The sequence below is a fragment of the Mycobacterium sp. 1165196.3 genome (genome assembly GCF_001673415.1).
Taxonomy (GTDB): Bacteria; Actinomycetota; Actinomycetes; order Mycobacteriales; family Mycobacteriaceae; genus Mycobacterium; species Mycobacterium europaeum_A.
In genome coordinates this window covers 1-15,802 of sequence record NZ_LZLU01000127.1, presented here as the reverse complement: position 1 = coordinate 15,802, position 15,802 = coordinate 1, and the positions used below count along the sequence as shown (strand labels likewise).

General features: G+C 65.7%; 16 protein-coding genes. 3 read left to right on the top strand and 13 right to left on the bottom strand.

Annotated features, from left to right (window positions below; all coding sequences use genetic code 11):
* Positions 1-2: 2 nt before the first annotated feature.
* Genes A5659_RS13835 through A5659_RS13800 form a run of 8 tightly spaced genes read right to left on the bottom strand, consistent with a single transcriptional unit; the run spans position 3 to position 8,985 of the window.
* Positions 3-1,253, bottom strand: a complete 1,251-nt coding sequence (locus A5659_RS13835) for an MlaD family protein (RefSeq protein ID WP_067022536.1) — start codon at positions 1,251-1,253, stop codon at positions 3-5.
* Positions 1,250-2,479, bottom strand: a complete 1,230-nt coding sequence (locus A5659_RS13830) for an MlaD family protein (RefSeq protein ID WP_067181841.1) — start codon at positions 2,477-2,479, stop codon at positions 1,250-1,252. The genes A5659_RS13835 and A5659_RS13830 overlap by 4 nt, the downstream gene beginning before the upstream one ends.
* Before the next feature lie 2 nt (positions 2,480-2,481).
* Complete coding sequence (locus tag A5659_RS13825) at positions 2,482-3,597, bottom strand: MCE family protein (RefSeq protein ID WP_066861154.1); 1,116 nt, start codon at positions 3,595-3,597, stop codon at positions 2,482-2,484.
* Positions 3,594-4,640: an MCE family protein gene (locus tag A5659_RS13820; protein WP_067138765.1), complete on the bottom strand. Its 1,047-nt coding sequence runs from the start codon at positions 4,638-4,640 to the stop codon at positions 3,594-3,596. The genes A5659_RS13825 and A5659_RS13820 overlap by 4 nt, the downstream gene beginning before the upstream one ends.
* Positions 4,633-5,712 carry an MlaD family protein gene (locus tag A5659_RS13815; protein ID WP_067181837.1) on the bottom strand — a complete coding sequence of 360 codons (1,080 nt, stop codon included), beginning with the start codon at positions 5,710-5,712 and terminating at the stop codon, positions 4,633-4,635. The genes A5659_RS13820 and A5659_RS13815 overlap by 8 nt, the downstream gene beginning before the upstream one ends.
* The gene (locus tag A5659_RS13810) at positions 5,709-7,262 is read right to left on the bottom strand and encodes an MlaD family protein (protein ID WP_066876498.1); all 1,554 of its coding nucleotides are present in this window, start codon (positions 7,260-7,262) and stop codon (positions 5,709-5,711) included. The genes A5659_RS13815 and A5659_RS13810 overlap by 4 nt, the downstream gene beginning before the upstream one ends.
* Positions 7,263-8,120, bottom strand: coding sequence for an ABC transporter permease (locus A5659_RS13805; protein ID WP_067181834.1), 858 nt, complete (start codon positions 8,118-8,120; stop codon positions 7,263-7,265).
* Position 8,121: 1 nt separating this feature from the next.
* A complete protein-coding gene (locus A5659_RS13800; protein WP_066861140.1) occupies positions 8,122-8,985 on the bottom strand; it encodes an ABC transporter permease in 864 nt (287 codons plus the stop codon).
* Positions 8,986-9,247: 262 nt separating this feature from the next.
* On the opposite strand from A5659_RS13800, the gene A5659_RS13795 reads away from it, so the two are divergent.
* Together A5659_RS13795 and A5659_RS13790 are read left to right on the top strand one after the other, a co-directional pair.
* Positions 9,248-9,856 (top strand): hypothetical protein, encoded by a 609-nt coding sequence (locus A5659_RS13795; protein WP_066876500.1) that lies wholly within the window; start codon positions 9,248-9,250, stop codon positions 9,854-9,856.
* Positions 9,847-10,599 carry an Mce protein gene (locus A5659_RS13790; RefSeq protein ID WP_067181831.1) on the top strand — a complete coding sequence of 251 codons (753 nt, stop codon included), beginning with the start codon at positions 9,847-9,849 and terminating at the stop codon, positions 10,597-10,599. Before A5659_RS13795 ends, A5659_RS13790 begins: the two co-directional genes overlap by 10 nt.
* An 88-nt stretch (positions 10,600-10,687) precedes the next feature.
* On the opposite strand, the gene A5659_RS13785 is transcribed toward A5659_RS13790, so the two are convergent.
* The 4 genes from A5659_RS13785 to A5659_RS13770 form a co-directional block, all read right to left on the bottom strand.
* On the bottom strand, positions 10,688-11,278 hold the full coding sequence (locus tag A5659_RS13785; protein WP_067022471.1) for an arsinothricin resistance N-acetyltransferase ArsN1 family B: 591 nt from the start codon (positions 11,276-11,278) through the stop codon (positions 10,688-10,690).
* Between the two features lie 43 nt (positions 11,279-11,321).
* Complete coding sequence (locus A5659_RS13780; protein WP_067181828.1) at positions 11,322-11,759, bottom strand: SgcJ/EcaC family oxidoreductase; 438 nt, start codon at positions 11,757-11,759, stop codon at positions 11,322-11,324.
* 27 nt (positions 11,760-11,786) lie between these two features.
* Entirely contained in the window at positions 11,787-12,545 is a 759-nt protein-coding gene (locus A5659_RS13775; protein ID WP_066876506.1) for an esterase, read from the bottom strand.
* A gap of 84 nt (positions 12,546-12,629) precedes the next feature.
* Positions 12,630-13,577 carry a DMT family transporter gene (locus tag A5659_RS13770; protein WP_231997829.1) on the bottom strand — a complete coding sequence of 316 codons (948 nt, stop codon included), beginning with the start codon at positions 13,575-13,577 and terminating at the stop codon, positions 12,630-12,632.
* Between the two features lie 145 nt (positions 13,578-13,722).
* Here A5659_RS13770 and A5659_RS13765 point away from each other — a divergent pair, with 145 nt between their 5' ends.
* Entirely contained in the window at positions 13,723-14,574 is an 852-nt protein-coding gene (locus tag A5659_RS13765; RefSeq protein ID WP_066861123.1) for a LysR family transcriptional regulator, read from the top strand.
* Positions 14,575-14,706: 132 nt separating this feature from the next.
* Here A5659_RS13765 and A5659_RS13760 read toward each other — a convergent pair.
* On the bottom strand, positions 14,707-15,802 hold a 1,096-nt coding region (locus A5659_RS13760; RefSeq protein WP_197498007.1), incomplete at its 5' end, for an MFS transporter.

Sequence of the window (15,802 nt, the reverse complement as noted above, 5' to 3'; positions counted from 1 at the left end):
GCTTAGTGGGGCGGTTCGATCGGCAGGGTCGGTCCGCCGTAGGGCGTGGGAATGGTGAAGCGTCCCTTGGGTGTTGGATCGGCGGTCTGGCCGAGGTCGGCGCCGGGGGGCGGCCCCGCGGTGTCGTCGCCGCCCGGTCGGGGCGCATTCTTGGCGCCCCGGATCAATACCTGGGGGTCGTCGTCTCGGCAGTAGGTGTACAGGAAGGGCTCGGGGTAGTCCGCCGATGACGACGGCCGCCGCGGGGTGCCGTAATCGCAGGTGTAACGCGGGTAGATGTCGGCGGTCGCCCACAGCCCATGCTCGTGCATGGTCGTCATCAGGGCCTCGAGTGTCGAGCCGCGATAGTCGGGGAAGACCGCGTTCAGCGCCGGCACGCGGAGATAGACGATCCGCGCGGTGGTGACCAGATTGGCCAGTAACCCGACCATGGTGTCGGAGTTGTCGTCGAACAGGTTGTCCACCGAGGACAGGGCGTGCGGGGTTCGATCGACGAATCTGCGGTAGCCGCCGTCCATCTTGTTCACGCCGGTCATGAGGTCCCCGATATTGCGGGACGTCGCACCCAACCCGGCGTTCTTGTCCGACAGTGTCGTCAGGACCACCCGGCTGGTCTTGAGCATGGTCACGGTCTGCGGCAGCACCGGGTCCATCGTCGACAGCAGGAAGGTGGCACCGTCGATGATGTCGGTGAGCTTCTGCGGCCCATCCTTGCTCAAACTCAGTTCGCGCTTGACGATTTCGAGCTTCTTCGGGTCGGTTTGGGCCAGCAGGCCGTCGGCGTCGGCGAGCACTTGCGACAGCGGAATCGGCGTGGTCGTGTGCTGTGGGCCGATCACGCTGCCGTTCGACAGGAACGGGCCGGCGTTGGATGCGGGCTCGAAATCGATGTACTGCTCGCCCGCAGGGGACAATCCGGAAACCCGGACCGGGCTGGCGGCGGGGATCCTGGTATTCGCATTGATATTCGCGATCACCTCGACGCCGGTGGGTACGGGCCGCAGCGATTGGATGCGCCCGACCCGGATCCCCCGGACCGCTACGTCTTGATTGGCCAGCAGCCCACCGGATTCGGGCAGCCGGATGGTGACCCGGTAGGTCGACTCGAAGGGGTTGATCCGCAGCGCCCCGATCGCCAGGTACGTCACGCCGACGACGAGGGTCAGAGCCAGGGCAAGGCCGGACAGCCACGCGCGCCGCCGGTGTCCCGCTTTGACCGCGGCGACGATGAACCGGCCGAGGGTGTCGATCACCGCGGTGGTTCCGGAATCATAGGATCCGGCGGCGCTTGACCGGCGGGTGCCGGCGGAAGCGGCGGACCGACCGGCGTCCAAGGGTTTTGGCCCATCGGTGTCTGCGGGCCGCGGCCGACGACCCGTTCCTGTAGGCGCCACAGGACGTATTTGATGGACCCGATCATGTAGTTCCAGTCGCGGCGCATCGGTCCGTGGAACACGGGATCACCCTTGAATCCCCCCGTCTCCGCCCCGGTGCCCGGCCGCGAGCCCATCACCAGCCGGTCGAAGCTGCCGCGCACCGAAATCGCGTCGCTGGGCGTGGCTTTCACGAACGGCGGGATCAGCCTGTTGAGGCCGGCGAGGCTGGTATCGGGGCTCAACACGACGTCGTTCCATGCGGCGGCGATCGTGTTGGCGTCCTTTAATACGCTGCGGCCCGTCTTGTCGGTGCCCGCGATCGACGGGAATTTGGACAGCTGATGGGTCGTGGCGCCGAGTTCGTCTACCACGTCGGCGATTTCGTCGGCGTTGCTGGACAACACGTTGGTTGCCGGGCCGACGGCTTGCAGAATTTCGGAGAGCGCCTGGTTCTTCTGATCCACCCGGTCGGCGAGTTCGGCCGTTTCGGTCACCGCCGCATCGATCTGCTCGGAGCGCGAATTGAGCTTGCTCAACAGCAGATTGGTCCGGTTGATCAAGTCGCCGAAAGCGCGTCCCTGATCACCGGTCGCCTTGCCCGCGCCGTTGACGATGTTGGTGAAGTTGCGGACCGCGCCGCCGTTGACCAGCAGCGCGGCCGAGCTCAGCACGCTTTCCACGGTGGCGGCGGCACGGGTCGCAGGCAGGCCGATGGTGTCGCCGCTTTTCAGCAGCGGCGCGCGGGGATCCATCGGGGTCGGCGGCTTGATCGCGACGAACACGTCGCCGAGCGGTGTCGCCGATCGCAGTTCTGCGGTGCTGCCGGCCGGCACCCGCACGCCGTCCATGATGCGCAGGGTGGTGACCGCGGTGTAGTTGCGCGCGACCATCGATTCGAGTTGCCCGACGTCGGCGCCAGCGAGTTTGACTTTCGCATGGGCTGGAAGGTTCAGCGCGTTGGAGAAGACCGCGTTGAGCAGGTATCCGCCATTGCCGATCCCCGGCGCGGGCAGCGGCAGGCTGGATAACCCGTTGGTGGCGCAACCGGAACTGACCATGGCTGCGCTGAGCGCCACTACCAATTTGTGCTTGACGACGTTCATCGCTACTGCCCCATCGCCGAGAGGCCGTCGAGAATGTAGGTCAGGCCGAAATCGGGTCCGTAGTCTTGCAGTGTGCCTGTGCTGCAACCGAGTTGACGCAAGTGCATGAGATTGCAGAGCTCCTTGGCGGACTGGCTGTCGGTGAGGGCTTTGTCCAGCAGCCCGTGCACGCGGATCGCGCCGTTGTTCCGATCGACGGTGTTGTAGAGGTTTTCCAGTGTCATCGGGAGCACGTCGAGCATCTCGGACACTCCGCGCTGGTCCTCGACGATCGTCTTGGCGACGGTATCGCCGTTGCGGACCGCCTGCTTGAGGTTGTCCCGGTTCTGCTCGATCAGCGTGGTGACTTCCTCGAGGATGCGGTTGATGGTCCGTCCGGTGGCGCCGGTGCCGAACTTCTCGTCGGCGAGCATCTGGCTGAGTTGGCGTGTGGTCGAGCCGAATTGACGCACTTTGGTGTCGTTGCGGGCGGCGGCCTCGGTGATCGAGCTGAGGTCGGTGATAATCGTGGTCAACTGCTCGCGGGTGGTCCCGCCCCGCTCGGAGCTGAGCCGCAGGGCATTGGAGAGTTGGTCGAGAGCGGACAGGATCTTCTTGCCGTTGCCGTCGGTGATGGCGACCGCGGAGTCACTGAGGTCGGCGACGGGGCCCCCACCCCTTCCGTCGCCCTTCAGCGATTTGGACACCTTGTCGAGCATGTCCAGCACGCGGTCGAAAGCCACCGGCGTCTTGGTTCGGGTGAGTCCGATCGTGTCGTGGTTCTTCAGCACCGGGCCGCCTCGGTAGGGCGGAGTGAGTTCCACCTGCCGGTCGGTGAGGATGGAGGTCGTGATGGTGACGGCGCGGGCGGCCGCCGGGATCTTGACCTTCTTGTCCACCGTCAACTCGGCCTCGACGTAGCTGCCCTTGGACGTGACCTTGCTGACCTTACCCACCGGCATGCCCAGCACCGCCACCACGTTCCCCTCGTAAAGCCCAGCGGCGCTGTCGAATTGCGCGATCACCGTCATGGTGTCCAGGCGCGACTTCACGTAGTGGCCGACCAGCCCTACGGCGATGGCGGCCAGCGCCGCGACCGCGACACTTACGGCGATGAGTTTGCGCCTGCCGGTGGTCATTTGCAGTCCTTGAAGTACTGGATCATCTTGAACTCTTTGGCGCGACCGCTGATGGCACACATCCATGAATCGATGGCGAGACCATTGGGAAGGTTGAACTCGACGACCGGCCCATAGCCGGTCGCGTTGGTCAGACCGCGCAGGGCCACGGGGGCGACTTGCAACAGGTTTCGCAGCAAGTCGTCGTGCTGGCCGACCATGTTCGTCAGCTGGTGCAGGTTTGCGAACAGCTCGTCGAGCAGCGGCCGGTTGTTGACGACGATCTTGTCGAGCTGGTCGACGAGGTCCGTCAGTCCGGCGAACATGGCGTGAAAGGTGGCCTCCCGGGCCACCAGGTGCCCAAGCAGATCCTGGCCCTGATCCATCAGATGGCCGATGTTGGTCTGCTGGCGCCGCAGGGTATTGACCACTCGCTGAGTGCTTTTCAGTAGCGTGCCGAGTTGGCCCCGACGGTCCGCGGTGATGGTCGACAGGGTCTGCAGATTCGCGACGGCCTGCGGTATCAGTGGCGGTACGCCGCCAAGCTGCTTGCCCAGCACCGCGAGCGACTGCGCGAACTGGTCGGAATCGACCTGCTCGAACGTGGTGGTGGCGTCCTCGAGTAGTGACTGCAGGTCGTAGGGCACCTCGGTGTGGCTCAGGCTGATCGTCCTGGCCGGCAGCGAGCCCGGGCCGTCGGGAACCAGCTCGAGGTAGCGCGAACCCAGGATGGTCATCACCTTGATCACCGCGCGGGTGTTCTTGCCGAGGGTGATGTTGTCGCGCACGCTCAGTCCGGCTTCGACGTGATCGCCGTCGAGCTTCATGCTGGTGACGTGTCCGACCTCGATGCCGGCCACGGTGATCGGGTTGCCGGGTCGAAGCGTGGCGGCCTGCAGGAATTCGGCGGTGTAGTGGGTGTAGCCGATGCCGAGCAGCTTGATTCCCAGCGACACCGCGACGAGGACGGCGACCAGCGCCAATCCCGCCAGCCCCAGCCAGGTCCTGTTGTATGACTCGAGCGGACGACGCCGCGACCACGGGGCCCTGAGCGAGTCAGCCATTGGCCATGTTCCTGCATCGCGGGGTATGCCACCCCATGTTCTTTGTGGTGATCGGGTAGGCGTTGCCGGGGGTGGCCGCGTTGACGATGAATGTCGTGATGTCGTTGAGCCCCGGGAAGAAGCCGGTCGCGTTCAGGTCGCACGCGTAGGCGTTGCCGTAGGAGCCCTCGCTGACGGCGCGCGCGAAACCCTTGAGCAGCAGCGGCAGGTTGTCTCCGGTGAAGGCCAGCTGGGGTTCGATGCCGACCATGTGCTTGGTGAACCCGGGCTCTCGGGTGATCAGTTCGTTCAACGACGGGTCCACGTCGTCGGCGATCGCCGAGAGCCGACGGGTCACCCGAGCGATCGAACCCACCGAGTCCTGTAGCCCCGCGCGGCGGTTGTCAAAATTGGCCACCGCATCGCGGGTTTGGTCGAGTGCACGGTCGAGGTCGTCGTTCTCGCGGGCGACGGTGTCGGTGACCTTCGTGAGGTTGCTGATCAGATCGCCCAGGGATTGATCGCGGGCGGACAGCGTTCGGGTGATCGTCGAGGTCTGCTGCACCAGTAGCGGGATCGATGCCTGATCGCCTTGCAGCGACTGCAGGACGCCCTTGGTGAGGTCGTCGGCGTCCTTGGCGTTGAGCAGGGTGAACAGCGGCTCGAAACCGTTGAGCAGCTTGCCGACGTCAAACGAGGGGTCCGTCTGCTGCACCGGTATCACGCTTCCTGCGGAAAGTGTTGCCCTGTTGCCGATCTCGCCCAGCGACAGGCCCAGGTACCGCTGGCCGATGATGTTCTGGTAGGTCACCGATGCCACGGTGTTCCCGTAGAGATGCTGATCGTTTTCGACGATGAACGAGACCTTCGCCAGTTTGCCGGTGAGCTCGATGTTTTCGACGCGCCCGACACGCACGCCGGCCATTCGGACGTCGTCACCGATGCGCAATCCGTAGACGTCGGTGAACATCGCCGCGTACGGCGTGGTCGGACCGGCCACGTCACGCCGGAGGGTGGCGTACACCATCCACGTCACGGCGATGGCGATCGCCATGAAGATCGACAGCCCGATCAACGGCCCCCGTACCTTCACTTCGGCCCGCCTACCGGTTGTGGTTGCGCGGGTTTCAACGAGACGGACGTACCGCGCGCCACCGGGCCGAGCAGCAGTTGGGTCGCCACCGACGCCGAGTGTCCCTGCCCGGTGATCAAGCCCAGCTGGTCGCGTTCGTGTTGGCTGCCAACGGGTCCGACGTTGCCGCCGAATCCCGACGGCGCGACCGCGCCGGGTGGGCCGGGGTTCGGCCCCGGCGGAGGCGGCGGCGCGTCATCGGGATCGGCGGTTCCCGGGACCCGGGGCGCCGGACCGATGGGCCACGGCCACCACGGTAAGGGCGGGTTGGGGTCTTGCAGGCTGGGGTTCGGGTTGTACAGGGGCGGTCCGACCGGAACGAGGTTGCCGTCGGGCCCAACCTGGGTGCCCGGGGGCGGCGCCAGATCCGCTGGCGGGTGATAGTTCTGCGGTAGCAGAACCTCGGGCAGGTCGGGCCGGACCGCGATGGTCGGGGCGGTATAACAGCTGGGCCCCAGCAACTGGCCGTACCGCGGGCAGTCGGCGCGGGTGTAGGTGTAGCTCGGTGTCAGCGCCAGATTGACCCGCATGTTTCCGGTGTCGAGTTCGGGATCCCATACCTCTTCGAAGAACTTGTCGGACAACCGGTTCAATCGAGTGAAGATGGGCACGAACTTGTCGCTGTGCAAGGCGAATACGCCCAGGACCGGTGTGAGGTTCTGTGTCATCTCGATCAGCTGATCGGTGTGGTTGTCGAACGCTTGGCGGTTGACCCCGATGGTGTGATGTGAACCGGTGACCAGCGAGCGAAATTGCTCCCGCTTTTCGGCCAGCGTCTGCATCGGTTTGACCGCATCATGCAGCACATCGACAAGCTCGGGTGCCGTGGACTGCAGACCCCGGGTGGCATCCAACAGCGCGGAGACCGTGGTCGGCCCGGGATCGGTGGCGACGATGGAGTTGAGCTCGTCGAGCACGCGAGTCAATTGCGCGCCGGCGGTGAGTAGCGCACTCCGGCGGTTGTTGGTGGCGGCCGCCACGGCGGCCAGAAGTCCCACGCTGTGGTCCTCGCGGCCCCGGCCGGTTGCGGCGAGGATGTCACGCAGCTTGCTGATCGTCGTCTGGAAGATCACCGTCGAAAGCTGCTGGTCTTCGGGGATTCGCGCCCCGCTGCGGATGCTCGAACCTGGTCCGCCGTCGACGAGTTGCACCGACGACACCGCGAACACATTGCTGGGCACCACGCGCGCGGTCACCGCGCCCGGAATGTCCTTGGCGTATTCGGGTTTGAGGTTGATCTGCACATAGTTGGGTTTGCCGTATGCCGCCGGGACGACGTTGTCGACGGCGCCGACGAGCAGCCCGTGATACTTCACGTCCGAGCGGGCGGGCAGGCCGTCGCCCACGTTCGTCAGCTCGGCGACCACGCGGACGTAGTCATTGAGTTTTCCGGTGGATTTCAACAAGAGGGCGCCCGTGATGAGTCCCGCGATCAGCAGCACCGTGGCGCCCATGGCCAGCAGCTGGTGATCGGAGGGTCCCCGGCCGTCGAAATCTAGCGAATTCGGCATTCAGCCACCGAATCTCGCGCCGGCGTCGATGCTCCACAGCGCCATGGTGAGCAACATGTTGACCATGATCACGCCGGTGATGCTGGCCCGCATGGCGTGCCCGGCGGCCACTCCCACGCCCTCGGGCCCGCCCGCGGCATAGAAGCCGTAGTAGCACTGCACGGTGGAGGACAGCCACACGAAGACAACGCATTTGAGCACGGAATAGGCAATGTCCTTGGCATTCAGCATCATCGTGAAGTAGTGCAGGTACGGACCGATGGAGCCACCGCTGATCACCTCGGCGACCACCTGACACGTCAGGTACGTCACCGCCAGGCACGCGATGTAAAGCGGGATGACCGCGATGACAGAGGCCATCAGCCGCGTCGTGACCAGGAACGGGATGGGGCGGATGGCCAACGATTCCAGGGCGTCGATCTCTTCGGCGATGCGCATGGCACCCAGCTGCGCGGTGAAGCGACAGCCGGCCTGCATCGCGAAGGCCAGCGAAGCCATGATCGGCGCCAGCTCGCGGGTGTTGACCAGCGATGAGATGATGCCGGTCGCGGGGCCTAAGCCGAGCAGATTGAGGAAGTTGTATCCCTCCACGGCGACCAGAGCGCCAGCGGTGAAGCCGAGCACCACCGCGACGCCGGCCGTGCCGCCGCCGACCACGATCGAGCCGTTGCCCCAGGCGATGTTGGACAGCAGTTGCAGGAATTCCGTGCGGTACTGCCGCAGCACGGACGGCACGGCGAGCACGGCCCGCACGAAGAACACCAGCATGTGCCCCAGCCGCATTGTCGGGGCGGCCGCGGCCCGATAGGCGCCGACAAAGGGGCGGGCCAAGGTGGGGACGTAGGCGGACGCCGTCATGTCACAACCCGGTCCTGGGATACAACGCGTTGTACAGCTCGCTGATCCCGACGTTGACGATCATCAGCACCAGAATCGATTCCACCACGGCGGCGTTGACCGAATTCGCGACGCCCGCCGGACCGCCCTTGGTGAAAAGCCCTTTCTGACAGGCGATTACCGCCACGATGGCGCCGTAGATGACGGCTTTGAGCAACGCTACGACCATGTCCTCGGTGGTGGCGAACGACGAGAAGGTCGCCACGAAGCTCCCGGGCGCGCCGCGCTGGAAGTAGACGTTGAACAGGTAGCTGGCCAAAAACCCGACGAAGCAAGTGATTCCGGTCAGGGCAACGCCGACCATGATGGCCGCGGCGAAGCGCGGCACCACCAGGCGGCGAATAACCGAAACACCCATCACCTCCATGGCGTCGGTCTCCTCGCGCATGGTGCGGGAACCGAGATCGGCGGTGATCGCGGACCCGACGGCGGACGCCATGAGGACCGCGGCCACCAGCGAGGCGGCCTGGCGAATCACCGCGAGCCCACTGGCCGCTCCGGCGAGTGACGTCGCCCCGACCTGGTTGGCCAGCAGGGCGAACTGGATGGAGAGAGTCACCCCGATCGGCAGCGCCACCAGCACCGTCGGCAGCACCGCCGTGGCGGCCATGAACGCGCCCTGGCGGATGAACTCGGCCCATTGGAAGCGCCCGGTGAACAGGTCGACCATGCAGTACTCGATGGTGCGCAGCGCGAGGATGTACTGCTCGCCGAGGGTGTTGAGTGAGGCCAGGGGGTGCCGCACAACGTACCCCGCGGACCACTCCTGGATAGTGGCCACGCCCTCGGACGCTCGGTCATCGGTGAACGGTCGCTGTGCCCCCACGGGCGGCTATGTTAACCGCTGCTCGGCTTCTGCGAAAGATCCGACTCCGTCGACTGCGTCGCCTTCGCCGCCACGTCGGGACGCGTTCTCCCACGGTGACCCGTGGTCATCCCGCTGCTTCGCCTGGTAATGGCCCCTTGACGCATCGCGGGCTTCGCGAGAAGATCCCCTACCATGGCGCTGATGTTAATGAGCGTTTGGCAATGAGATGGTGGTTCGGTATTCGGTGACCGCGGGATATCGTATTCCTGGGGAAGAGCGGATGAATCTGACGAGGTTGCGACGAGCAGGTGGCGGCCTATCGTGCGCCGGTCCAGCACTGGCCGTTGCCATCTCGCTGTCCGGATATGCCGCCGCCGATGCCGGCCAGCCCCCGCCGCCATTGCCGGTTTTCACGCCCGCGCCCAGTGAATGGTCGCCGAACTTCGACATCTGGCCGTACAACACGTTCACCGCACGGGTGACACCGGAGATGATCGGCGGAATGTCGGACTCGTGCCAGTGGTTCAAGGCGCAGTTCGAACCGCTGATGGACCAGATCAACGACTTCAACCGCTACCTCGGCGACCGGCATGACGATTACTCGGTCGGCCGCGTGCAGGGATACGCCCGCGCCGTGGTCGCCAACATCGACCAGTCGACGGCGTTCCTGGCGCCTCGAGTCAAGCCACTGATCGTTACCAACCAGCCCGACAACTTCGGACCGTACTCGCCGGTTTACGGCGGTGAATCGATGACGCACTTGGCATTTCAACTGTCGCGCATCAGCGACAGCATCAAGAGAAAGGATCCGTCAGGAGTCACCCACGCGAACATCGTCTCGGCCACCGGCTGGGCGAACGCGCTTCGCGACTCCGGCGCATGCAACTGATGAATCACCGCCCAGCACTACGACCAGTCGGCAACCCGGGAACGTGGTTGGTAAGCCGCTTTCGCCTCGCCGTGGCGGATATCGGCAATGACGCGACGCATCCACCGGCGCCCACGGGCGCCGATGCCGACGAGTCCGGCGGCGATGTGACGCCGGCCGACGTATCACCCGACACGAGCGACGACGCCGAGGAGACCGCCGAGCCCGACACGGCGGGCGACAACCAGGAGCTCGCGGACGAGGTGCGCCCGGATGCCCGAAAGCCTCGCCGGTTCAACGCCGTTCGCTGGACCGCCGCGGCCGTGCTGGCCGTCTTGATCGCGGGTTCGGGTTATGAGGGCTGGCTGTTGTTTCAGCACCACCAGCGGGAGGTCGCGGCCGCCCAGGCACTGGCTGCGGCCAAGAAGTACGTTCTCACGCTCACCAGTGTGGACACCAATGCAATCGACAAGAACTTCACCGACGTCCTCGACGGGTCGACCGGTGAATTCAAGGACATGTACACCAAATCCAGCGCCCAGCTGCGCCAGACGCTCATCGACAACAAGGCGGCGGCGCATGGGAGTGTGATCGAGGCCGCGGTCCAGTCCGCCACCGAAGACAAGGTGGACGTGGTGCTGTTCGTCGACCAGTCGGTGAGCAATGGGGCCGCCCCGGCCCCTCAGCTGGATCGCAGCCGCGTCAAGGTGACCATGGAGAAGGTGGACGGCCGCTGGCTGGCCAGCAAGGTCGATCTGCCTTGAAGCTGTTGCCCTAGAGTCGACTCGAGGCCGTGGTGGTCGGCGACCGCCTTGAGCGGTGGACACGTGTGCTGGTCCCACAGCAGCGGGGTCATCGAGCGCATCCTCCGGTGAAACCGCTGTCCGTGGGTGCGGCGAGGGCGGTGTCGAGGGCGTGATCGGGCAGTTGGAACCAGGCCATCGGCTCCGGCGGTGCGGGGGGCGGTTCGACCAGCCGGCGATGCCACCAGCCGACGTCCCACCACGTTTCGTGTTTGAAACCGACGCCGCGGAAGGTGCCAACCGGCGTGAAACCCAGCGCTTCGTGCAAGCCGACGCTGGCGGAGTTGGGTAACGCAATGCCCGCATACGCGTTGACATAGCCTTGTGCGACAAGCACATTGAATAGCGCTACGTAAAGCCGGCGGCCGTGGCCTCGGCGGTGAATCGATGCATCCAGGTACAACGAGACGTCGACCGACCAGCGGTATGCCTCACGCGCGCGGTGCGGACTCGCGTAGGCGAACCCCTTGACTCGATCACCGTCGGCCACGACCAGCCAGGGCAGCCGCGCGAGCGTCCTCGTCATCCGGGAGCGCATCTCGTCGGCGCCTGGGGGCGTCGCCTCGAAGGAGATCGCCGTGTCGCGCACGTAGGGCAGATAGATCTGCGCGACCGCATTTGCGTCCTGCGCCGTGGCCATTCGCACCCTCATGACCACACAACGCTAGTCGGGCGGCGATGCTTCAGGAAAAGAATTTAGCCATGAGCTTTTCGGCGATCCACCGGTGTGCGGTGTTCTGCGAGGCGACGAGTTGCCAGCGACCGTCCGCCCGCAAGGCCACGCTGGTGTTCACGCGGGCGTTGCGGCGACTGCGCCGTCGTCCCGCTCTGACCACCGACGCGTTCGCGTGGATCAGCGCAACGTCGGGTGTGAGAAATCGGACCCCGACGATGTCTACTCGCAGCTGTGTTCGGTTGAGCAGCTTCCTGAAGAGCGGAACATACGATGCCGCGATGGCATCGCGTCCGACGTGACGGCCGCCCAGAAAGGTGATGTAGTCGGCGTCGGTGGTGAGCACGCTCGCGTAGCCCGCGGGATCGCCTGCGGCCCAGGCAATTACCTGTCGATCGATGAGCGCCCGAATGGCTTGCTCGTCGGCCTGCTGGTCGCCGGCTGTCATGACGCCTCCCGCGGGTGGGTTATCCGGCTACGCGATCTCGGGACTGATCATCGACGCGATCGCATTGCGCGGCACCGACACTTGCGTCGCTTCCATCGCCGGCTGCAGCGCGTTCTGATCGAAGAAGAACACGATCGCGTCATTGGTGATCGCGAAACTCTGGTAGTTGGTCGGCTGGAGCCCGGTGGCCGGCGGAATCGACACCTTCGCCCGATACCGGTCGGCCAGGGTCTTCTGCACGATCGGCAAGATCGTTTGCAGCGGTTGACTTCCCGGCCGGAACAACGCATCGAAGGTGATCGGTTGTTGGTTGGCCAGGTTGAAGTTGAAGGATCTGTACCACACCAACGGGTGGGCGGCGCCGAGATTCTGATAGATCTCGGTGACAACCGACTGGGTGCCGGAGGCCGGGGGACCCGAACTGTACCGGGTACCGGTAACCTTCAGCGCTGTCGGCGATTTCAGCGCGTTCACCGGTCCGCGCGCGCTGCCGAAGTCGTCGTTGACCTTGGTCAGATAGCCGATCATCGTCTGCTCGTCGGGATAGTTGGCCGGAAACACCATGCTGATGTCCGACAGTGGAGCCGAGGCGTCGAAGTGGCACATTTGATTGGTGTCGACGCTCGCCGGGTCGCACAGTTGCGCGTCCGCGTGGGCAACGGCAGGGCACGTGAACGCGGCTGCCGATGCAAAGGCTGCCACCACCGCCGCGACCCACCGTGATCCTGGACGACGCCCCCTGCCAAAGTTCACCCATGCCTCCGTTGCATAACCCGCAGGGTGCATTGTCACAGACGGGCAACGTCGGATGAACGGACGGTCGACGAGCTATCGGCAATGCCGCTGCGCCCAAGGCGCGCGCTCGCGGCCTCAGCGCGGCGCGTCCTGCAACTCGCCCTGCGGCAGCCTCGCGGTGGGCGCGCCCACCCTCGCTGGTCGGCGCCGGCCGGATGCCCGGGTGTTGATCCAGCACGCGAGCCCTCCCAGCACCAGGCCGACCGCGATCCCCGCATCGGGACGTTGATCCAGGATCATCCACGACAACACTCCGGCCACGGCGGGAATGACGGCGAACAGCATCGCCACCGCCGTTGCACCGTGGGTATTGATGGCCCGCACGTAGAGGCTCACCGCGAGCGTGGCGTTCAGCAGGACCATGCCGCTGACCGCGATCACCGCCTTGACGCCGTCGTGGACCGTGAACGGCGTGACGATCGCGAACGCCGCGGCGGGTATCAACCCGACGGCATTCTGCATGGCACTCATCACCCGGAAGTCGACGCCGGTGCAGAACCGCTGCTGATACACGCCGCCCGCCGAAAGTCCAAGCAGTCCAACGACAAGCAACACGATGACCGGATCGACGCCGTGGGTGCTCATCAGCCTTCGGGAACAGGCGGCCAGCACCGCGACGACGCCGAGCGCCAGCGCAACCACTCGCAGGACGCCGAGCGGCTCCCGCAGGAACGTCGTCGCCAGGATCGCGGTGGCCACCGGATTCATCGCAATCACCACCGCACAAAGCACCGCCGGCGCCCCGAGCTGAACGGCCTCGTACAAACAGCAGAACTGCACGCCCTGGATCAGCAGACCCGTGACCAGGACGTGGCCGAACTGCGCTCCGCGCGGCCAGCCGGCCCTGGCCACGATCGACCAGATCGCCAGGATCGTTGCGGCCAAACTGAATCGCAGCACCAGCGCGGCCATCGGCGTCATGGCGGTTACGGCCAGGGTGCCGATCGGGTATCCGAGGGCGTAGAAGAACGTCACCGCCGTGGCGGTGGTGACTGGCATGCGGGGCAGAGGCATGCCACCCATGTTGGCTTGAATGACCGACGCAGTCCAACGATTATTGGCGATCACGATTGATCGCGAGACCTTATCGCTCCCCCGGCAGGCGTGCTTATTCGCGACTTGGTTGCCGATTATTGATTAGTTTGATTGATCGGATTACAGTGCGGCTATGCCCCAGGTGCTCGATATCGCGCCGCTGCGCAGCCTCGTCGCCGTCGCCGACTGCGGCGGTTTCCACCGTGCCGCCGCCGCCCTGCACCTGAGCCAGTCCGCGGTCAGCCAGCATCTGCGCCGCATCGAAGCGGTGGTCGGTGAACCGATAGTGCAACGCTCGGGACGGGGGGTCGCCTTCACCGAGGTCGGGCAGAAGGCACTACGCCATGCGCGCACGATATTGGCGGCGCACGACAACGCGCTCGATGACCTGGGTGCGACCGAACACAAGGTCCTGACCATCGGCGCCACCGAACACGGCGCCGATGTGATGCTTGCCGGCCTGTCCCGGGTGTTGCGCGAGCGACTCCCCGACCTGCGGGTGCGCTTCCGGCTCGACCGCAACGTGTCGCTGGCCGATTCGATCGACCGCGGTTTGGTCGATCTGGCCATCATGCTCGACGGGGCGGGTCTGGATCGCGCTAACGCGTCGGGAGTTGTTCAGTTGCAGTGGGTTTCCGCGCGCACACTGACGCTCTCACCGCGAGAGCCGCTGCCGCTGGTGATTTTCGCCGAGCCGTGCACATTGCGTGAGCCGGCCTTCGCGATTCTGGAAGGCCACCATATCGAGTACGAGATCGCCGCCGAGTGCGGTGATTTGTCCGGCCTCTACGCGGCGGTGCGATCGGGGCTCGGTGTGGCACTGCTGCCGATGATCGGCAAGTTCCCCGACGGGCTCAGTCCTGCCGAGGGGCTGCCGCCCGCCAACAACGCCTCGATACTGGTGCGCGGCCGTCACGGCATCGACCCCGACTTGCTGGGGACGGTCGACGATGCGGTGCGCGACTTGCTGGCCGCCGCAACCTGATTCGGTTCTCGTCCTTGCGGACGCCGGCCCTTGCCGCGATGTCGTTCGTGTCGTCGCGTCGTAGCCGTGCTCGGCCGGAGCCGCCCATGCGGCGTCAAGGCTCACGGGATCGCTCCAACCGTCCCCCGCGGTTCAGCGGCGTAATCGCAGCGCCAGGAAGTACTCGTGCTGTCGACTGCGGTCCACGGTGTAACCCATTGCCTTGGTGACACCCTCGGTGTCGTATTCCAGCCAGCGCTCGGTGCGCTGGCGCTCGAATTCGGTCCAGGAGGCCACCGTAAACCTCTCGAGAAACGTATCCGGTTGTCCGACACTGTGATACAGGCGCCAACTGTGTCCGCCGGTCCGCAGGCGGGACTGCCTGACCGCGCGCATCGCTTCGGTGAAGTCGTGGCGGTTCGCGGGCGGAACCTGATAGCGGACGGTCACCAGCACCGGCCCATCCTGCGGGCATGGTTCGAACACCAGTGTGGGTGACGGCCAGGCGGTGGAAACGTCGACGCTCAGCGTCCCGGTGCAGGGCAGCAGCGGGAGGATGAAGATGCTGAGGGCGACGACGCCGAGCACCACCGCCGACCCGATCAGCGCGGTGTGCATCCCCGCCCGCGTGGCGAGCGCACCCCAGACGTAGGAGCCGATCGCCTGAGATCCGGTCGCGACGAGCAGATACACCGCGAGGCCCCGAGCGCGCACCCAACGCGGCAGGGAAAGCTGCGCCGCGGCGTTCAACGTCGTCAGGGTGATCAGCCATGACGCACCGGACAGCACCAAGATCGGAGTCGCCGCGGCGAACGGCAGCCACGCCACCGCCAGCGGTGCCAAGGCGTACACGGCGGCCGACCCGGCCAGCAGGACGTTATCGGAAACCTGCTGGCGTAACCGTGCGGCAAACGCCACCGAAAGCACCGCCCCCAAGCCGATCGCCGCCAGCGCCACCCCGTAGCCGCTGGCGCCCAGGTGCCACCGGTGTGCCGCGGCCACCGGCAGCAGGGCGAGCACGGCCGACGCCGGAAACAGGAAAAGCACCGCGCGCAACAGGATCCTGCGGAAGATGGGGCTGTTGTCGACATAGAGCAGACCGGTGAGGATGGCGTGGCCGAAATGTTCCCGCTCCAACGGGGCGAATTGCTTGGGCCGCTTCCAGGCGGCGAGGGCAACGCCGCACGAGCGATCGGACCGGCGATCGGGGGTGTCGTGGTGGCCGTGTCCGGACCCGCGGCGGCCTTTG